Consider the following 6325-nt stretch of genomic DNA (forward strand, 5'->3'; position numbering starts at 1 on the left):
TTTACTTGACGACGCCTTTTTTCAAATTAAATAATGTTACATACTGCTACCCTGATGGAACAAAGGCATTATCAAATTTAAATTTCGAACTCCCTAAGAATAAAAAAATTGCAATCCTAGGAAAAAACGGTTCAGGAAAATCTACTCTTTTTCAACTATTAATGGGGCTAATTCAACCTACTAAGGGTGAAATACATTTTGAAGGTGTTCCAATCAGTTATAAAAAATCTGCAATTGCAAACCTTCGACAAAAAGTAGGTCTTTTGTTTCAAGATGCCAATAACCAATTATTTGCTTCAACAGTAAAACAAGATGTGATGTACGGGCCAATCAATCTCGGTTGGTCAGAATCGAAAGTAAATCAGCAGGTTGATGAGGCTCTACAACTAACTGAACTAACCTCTTTAGCAGATCGTCCTATTCACTTTCTAAGTGGTGGACAAAAAAAACGTGCGACCATTGCGGGGGTATATGCCATGAGTCCTTCTGTTTTTATACTAGATGAACCTACAAGTAGTTTAGACTACTATTTTTCAAAACAGCTAGTGAATTATTTAGATCAACTTTCTGATGGTAATCGAACATTTATATATACAACCCATCAAATCAACTTAGTGTATGGTTGGGCTGATTATTATATTGTTCTACACGATGGTAAAGTTTTATATGAGGGAGATGCTGAAGGTCTATTTTCAAATAATGAGCTGCTAGAACTCGCCCACATTGAAAAACCATGGATTTTTGAAGTATATCAACAGATGAATACGGGTTTATCTAGTCAAATTTCTCCCCCATCAAATAAAGAGGATTTATTTAAATTAATGATGGATCTGAATTTTATTATAAAATAATACTAAATTTCCTCCCCCTCAATTATTAATTGAGGGGCTTTTTTTGATTAGCGATATTTAGATATCTTTTAGTTCAAGTTGACTTTTAAATTCGAAAATCTCATCAACAGTTTTGTGATAACCACCCGATTTTCGGAATGATTCCCCAATATTTATGGCATTTTCTTTAAAAGATGGGTTGCTTAACACATACTCTACGGTTTCAATTAGATTATGTGGAGTCAAGCTTTGCATGTGTAATTTAACTCCAGCTCCGATATCAGAAACTTGTTGTGCAATTATCGGCTGATCAGCGCTTAGTGGGATTACAATTAACGGAACGCCGTAATAGAGCCCTTCAAGGGTACTGTTCATTCCTCCATGAGTAATAAATAATTTAGTGTATTTCAGCACTTCAGTTTGTGGAATATAATTTTCAACAATAAAATTGCCAGGAATCTCTCCTAATTCAGTTATTTTAACTTTTTCCCCAATCGACATGACAATCGTATGATCTGTGTTACCAAATGCTTCAATGCAAAGTTTATAGAAATCTACGAATTGGTTAAAGACGGTACCAAGTGAAATGTAAATGAGGCTTTTATCTTTGATTAAGGTAAGGTCGAAGTTTTCTTTCTTTAATCTGGAAGAAATAGATGGACCCACAAATTTGTATGTTTGGTCAAAAGATTGTCCGAAAGGTTGAAAATCCCTAGTTGTATAGACAATGGTAATTGGTGCAGGATTACAAAAAACTTCGTAAGGAGAATGTATCTCTACATCATATTTTTCCTTCACCATTTCAGTCAGGCGTTGGAATTTATTGCTTATTGGTTCGTAGACTTCAGTAGGAATGTTATGAGAAAGCTGTTCGAACATTTTGTTGAATGATGCTTCTGTCTGTGCAAAAGTAGTACAAGAATTAATTGATGGAATTTTAAGTATTTGTGCAAGTAAATAGCCACAGCCAAACATAGAATCATGGATGATATAATCAAAATATTCTCCTTCAGTTTGCTCCAGGACACTAGGAATCACAATATCTGCTGTAAGTAAAAGACCATTGATTCTTTCAAGTAAATAGTTTCTTCCACCAGATACAAAGGCTTTTATAAATTTTTGACCATCAAAAGTTCTAACAGTTGCTCCCGTCTTCTCAATACGCTCTCGAAAATCTTCAATTGTAAAGTACACAACCTCTTCTCCACGGGAAATAAGCTCTTGTACCACTCCGATAGTTGGATTGACATGACCTTCTGATCCAGCATTAATAAATAAAACACGTGCCATTTTAATCTCTCCTTCGATTAAATATGTTCCCTAGATTGTGTAAGAGTTTGGATCACTGTCCAATCGCATTACTCAATTCAAATATTGAAATAAACTCTACCACTCACTACGATATTACTTCAACGGTAAATCCACCCGGAGCTTGAACATAGAAAGTATATCCATGAGATTCAATTGGAGGATTAACTACATAACCATCATTTTTCAGTCGCTCGTAAATTCGATCAACTTCTTGATTAAGTTTCATTTTATCATCTCTTTTAAACACTCTTTACTATTCATGTAGACGATAGGACTAAAAGTTGTTGAACAACATTAAACACAGTCGAAAGAAAAATTATAAAGGTTTGCTCTTGCTAACTCAAGTACTTTTCAAAAGCCCTATCGTAGCTATGTTTATTTAGCGTTTGTATAAACAATAGTCCTCGCAAAAAGGCACGAACGTTGTTTAACAACATTCGTGCCTAACTTTTATTTGGTAACATTATAAAGTTTACTAGTATATAAAAATATCAATCTTGAGATAAGTGTAACCATTCGGGATAACCAAACTTATGTCTATGAAGACGAATCATTTTAAAGAAATGATTTAACTACTTTTTAACATTTATTACTTTATATCCAACAAACAAGATTAAAAACCAAACCGGTGCAACATATAGAGCAACACGCATATCTGGAATAAACGCCATTAACACTATAACCATTAATAAGAATGCGATGGCGATATACGTAGAAAGTGGATAAAGTGGTATTTTAAATTTAAGTTGTGCTACTTCCTCTTTCGTTTTTGATTTTCTGAATTTCAATTGGGCTAAAAGAATAATCATCCAACTTGTAATAACTGCGACAGTTGCAACAGCAGAAATATAGATAAACACTTTTTCAGGTACAATATAGTTTAAAATAACCGCAATGAGTAAAATCATGGATGAGAATAAAATACCTCTTCGCGGACTACCATTTTTGCTAAGAGTTTTGAAAAATTTAGGACCATTTTTCTGTAATGATAAGTTATACAACATGCGTCCTGATCCGTATAAACCACTATTAAATGCAGACATTGCAGCTGTGATGACAACAAAGTTGATAATATGGGCAGCACCAGGAATTCCAACATAATCGAAAATTTGAACAAAGGGACTACCTTCTGAACCGACTTCGTTCCATGGGTATATCACCATCATGACGCCTAGAGCACCAATATAGAAAATTAAAATACGCCAAACAATATTATTGATCGCAGAAGGAATAGATTTGCTAGGATCTTTTGCTTCACCTGCTGAAATACCGACTAATTCAACGCCACCGAATGAGAACATTACTAATACAAGGGACATTAAAATACCGTTAAAGCCATTTGGCATGAAGCCACCATGTGACCATAAATTATCAAAACCAATTGCTTCACCGTGATTGCCAACACCAAAGAAAATAATGGCTAATCCAAGAACAATCATTCCAATAATGGCGACCACTTTGATCATGTCGAACCAGAATTCGAATTCTCCGTAAGCTTTCACATTTGCTAGATTAATAATAGTCATGACAACAAGTACGACAAGAGCAGTTACCCATTGAGGAATATCTGGGAACCAATAATTTATGTAGACACCGACGACTGTTAATTCTGCCATCCCAACGACGATCCACATGAACCAATATGTCCAGCCGGATAAGAATCCTGCAAAGTTACCTAAATATTTGTGGGCATAGGTACTGAAAGAACCTGATACCGGTTCAAAAACAGCCATTTCTCCTAAAGCTCTCATAATTGTAAAAATGACCAATCCGCCAATTAAATAGGCTAATAAAATAGATGGGCCAGCCATTTGAATGGTCGAACTAGATCCATAGAATAAACCTACGCCAATGGATCCACCGAGGGCAATTAATTGCATATGGCGGTTACTTAAACCTCGTTTTAGTTGCGAATCTTGATGATTTTCTTTCATAATTTCTTACTCCTCATACCTTTAAATTTCCAAATACTTGCTCAAAAAAGGAATAAAAAAAACGCCCTTTTGGATTAACCAAAAGGACGATTCATCTCGTGTTACCACCTTTAATTTATAAGTAACTCACATTACTTACCTTAAGAAGTACAGTCATTTGACGATACTATCGCACATGATTACGGGTGCTTACCGGCGTAGCCTACTTAGATGATCTTTTCGGTACACAGCTCCAAGATGAATTCACAATTGTTTTACATGCACCTCTCATCAACCGGTTACTTTCTGTTCGTAAAAATAATTGATACTATTTCTTTTCATAGCCTTTGTTCTTTACAAATATTTTTGAATTGTCTTTCATTTTATCGAAAATAATTATTTTGTCAATATAATTCTTAAAAATTTTTCGAAAGGACTACTTAAATTACATATCATTGTACCTCTCTATTTAATCGTTACACAGTAATATGAATCTAATTATCTTTTTATAAACGATTATTTACCTACTACATTTACAATTTGGTCCACATTTACATCGAGGCCCACATTTACACTGTGTTCTACTTATGTTTTTTGGCCCGCAATTACACTTAATTTCAGAACTAAGAAAAGGCTTACATTTACAATATGGTTTACAATTACAGCTTGGTTTACATTGGCAATAACCAGAATTACAACTCATTAATGATCCCCCATAACGTTTATATTAATAATATGAGAAATATCAATAAATGATTGTACATTCCTTCCCTTCTCGTCAATGTAATTTCTTAGCGGACTAAAAAAGCCAAATTAATTGATAGGGACGAACTCATTTTATTTCGTTTCAAAGATATTCTATTTATAACTTCCTTCACATCATAATCCATTGCAGCCCATTATGTATAAGATTATTCACTTGAGCAAAAACTTTTACAAAGGGGTGATCATGATGGAAAAGAAGGAACCATATCCAACAACAGCACCAGAAGAGCCAAAAATAACAATTGAAAACCAATCTAGTTTTTTTAATGCGCTTGATAATTCTGTTAACAAGCATAAAGAGTATGAAGAAGCTAATATCGCTATTACCGGTGACGAAATTGAACAACAAAACGAGAATTTATAAACCGCTTTTTCTCAAAAATACTAGATTGAACAGATTATATCAATTCCCTCTATTTTAGTTTCGAAATTAATATAAGTTCTCAATACTTCTCTAAAGTCTGTAACCACTCAATAATGGTTACGGACTTTTTATTTTAAGGTATAAACAATCTTCAGGAAAAAATTGTATTATTTGTAAAATATATAGTAAACCCCTTTCTTCTTTTTAAGAATTTCGTTATGATTAATAAGGATTGTGGAAATGATTTACAAATACGTTCGAGAGTAGGTTAATTAGCTATGTTTGATCTATTCAAAAAAGCAATACATACCATTGGTAAACAACTTCGCGAGTCGTCTCCCTTCTCTACGGTGTCCACCTACAAAGAAGAAACGGGAAAAGGCATTTTTAGTGCGGTGTCAAACAAAGGTTCTTACGGGGAATTTTTGTCATATAAGAAGCTTTCTGCTCTACCTGGATATCATAAAGTACTGTTTAATATTTATCTCCCAAACGGGAAGGGACAGACAACAGAAATTGATGTTGTTTTTCTGCACGAAACAGGCGTTTACGTTATCGAATCGAAGAATTATAGTGGCTGGATTTTTGGAAATGAAAAAGATATGAATTGGATGCAAACGTTCCCAAATGGGAAAAAGTATCCATTTTATAATCCTATTAAACAAAATGCCGGACATATACGAGCATTGCAATCGATCCTCCCTTCCATTGATTCCGGTTTGTATAAGTCTCTTATCGTTTTTAGTGAGCGGTGTTCATTAAAGAAGGTATACCACGACTCCCCTAACACCTATGTAATGAATCGAAATCATTTGAAAAAGATTATGACAGAGGAAATTAATTCTTCCTCCTATCAACTAGAACCTGAATATATCGACAAAGTTTACAGATTCCTTTCCCACTATTCCAAAGCCGAACAAATCGTTAAAGAACAGCACGTTGAAACGATTCAAGGCAGGAAGTAGGATTTTTAATTACCTCACTTGATTTTTAGGTTTTCTATAATAAAAACACTCACAAAATTGTGAGTGTTTTATCTTGAAAACTGGCTCTATAATATTTGTTGGGGTTTGAAAAAATTTCATAAATAAAAAAGCACGTAATCACCGATTTCTATATACTTGAATTGTCGAAAAACAAGC

General features: G+C 34.0%; 6 protein-coding genes and 1 other annotated feature. Of the genes, 3 read left to right on the forward strand and 3 right to left on the reverse strand.

What is annotated here, in order from left to right:
* The first annotated feature begins 5 nt into the window (after positions 1-5).
* Positions 6-851: an energy-coupling factor ABC transporter ATP-binding protein gene (locus tag JOD29_RS09185; RefSeq protein WP_124764311.1), complete on the forward strand. Its 846-nt coding sequence runs from the start codon at positions 6-8 to the stop codon at positions 849-851.
* Positions 852-908: 57 nt separating this feature from the next.
* On the opposite strand, the gene JOD29_RS09190 is transcribed toward JOD29_RS09185, so the two are convergent.
* The 3 genes from JOD29_RS09190 to JOD29_RS09200 form a co-directional block, all read right to left on the reverse strand.
* On the reverse strand, positions 909-2120 hold the full coding sequence (locus tag JOD29_RS09190) for a macrolide family glycosyltransferase (protein WP_124764312.1): 1212 nt from the start codon (positions 2118-2120) through the stop codon (positions 909-911).
* 106 nt (positions 2121-2226) lie between these two features.
* Positions 2227-2367 (reverse strand): VOC family protein, encoded by a 141-nt coding sequence (locus JOD29_RS09195; protein ID WP_192894214.1) that lies wholly within the window; start codon positions 2365-2367, stop codon positions 2227-2229.
* A gap of 346 nt (positions 2368-2713) precedes the next feature.
* Positions 2714-4075 carry an amino acid permease gene (locus tag JOD29_RS09200; protein WP_124764313.1) on the reverse strand — a complete coding sequence of 454 codons (1362 nt, stop codon included), beginning with the start codon at positions 4073-4075 and terminating at the stop codon, positions 2714-2716.
* Positions 4076-4154: 79 nt separating this feature from the next.
* Positions 4155-4405 (reverse strand) — a binding site (T-box leader).
* 601 nt (positions 4406-5006) lie between these two features.
* On the opposite strand from JOD29_RS09200, the gene JOD29_RS09205 reads away from it, so the two are divergent.
* Together JOD29_RS09205 and JOD29_RS09210 are read left to right on the forward strand one after the other, a co-directional pair.
* Entirely contained in the window at positions 5007-5183 is a 177-nt protein-coding gene (locus JOD29_RS09205; protein WP_205101654.1) for a hypothetical protein, read from the forward strand.
* A 278-nt stretch (positions 5184-5461) separates the two neighbouring features.
* The gene (locus JOD29_RS09210) at positions 5462-6148 is read left to right on the forward strand and encodes a nuclease-related domain-containing protein (protein ID WP_124764314.1); all 687 of its coding nucleotides are present in this window, start codon (positions 5462-5464) and stop codon (positions 6146-6148) included.
* The last annotated feature ends 177 nt before the right edge of the window (positions 6149-6325 follow it).

Source organism: Lysinibacillus composti (genome assembly GCF_016908465.1).
In the GTDB taxonomy this organism is placed as follows: domain Bacteria; phylum Bacillota; class Bacilli; order Bacillales_A; family Planococcaceae; genus Ureibacillus; species Ureibacillus composti_A.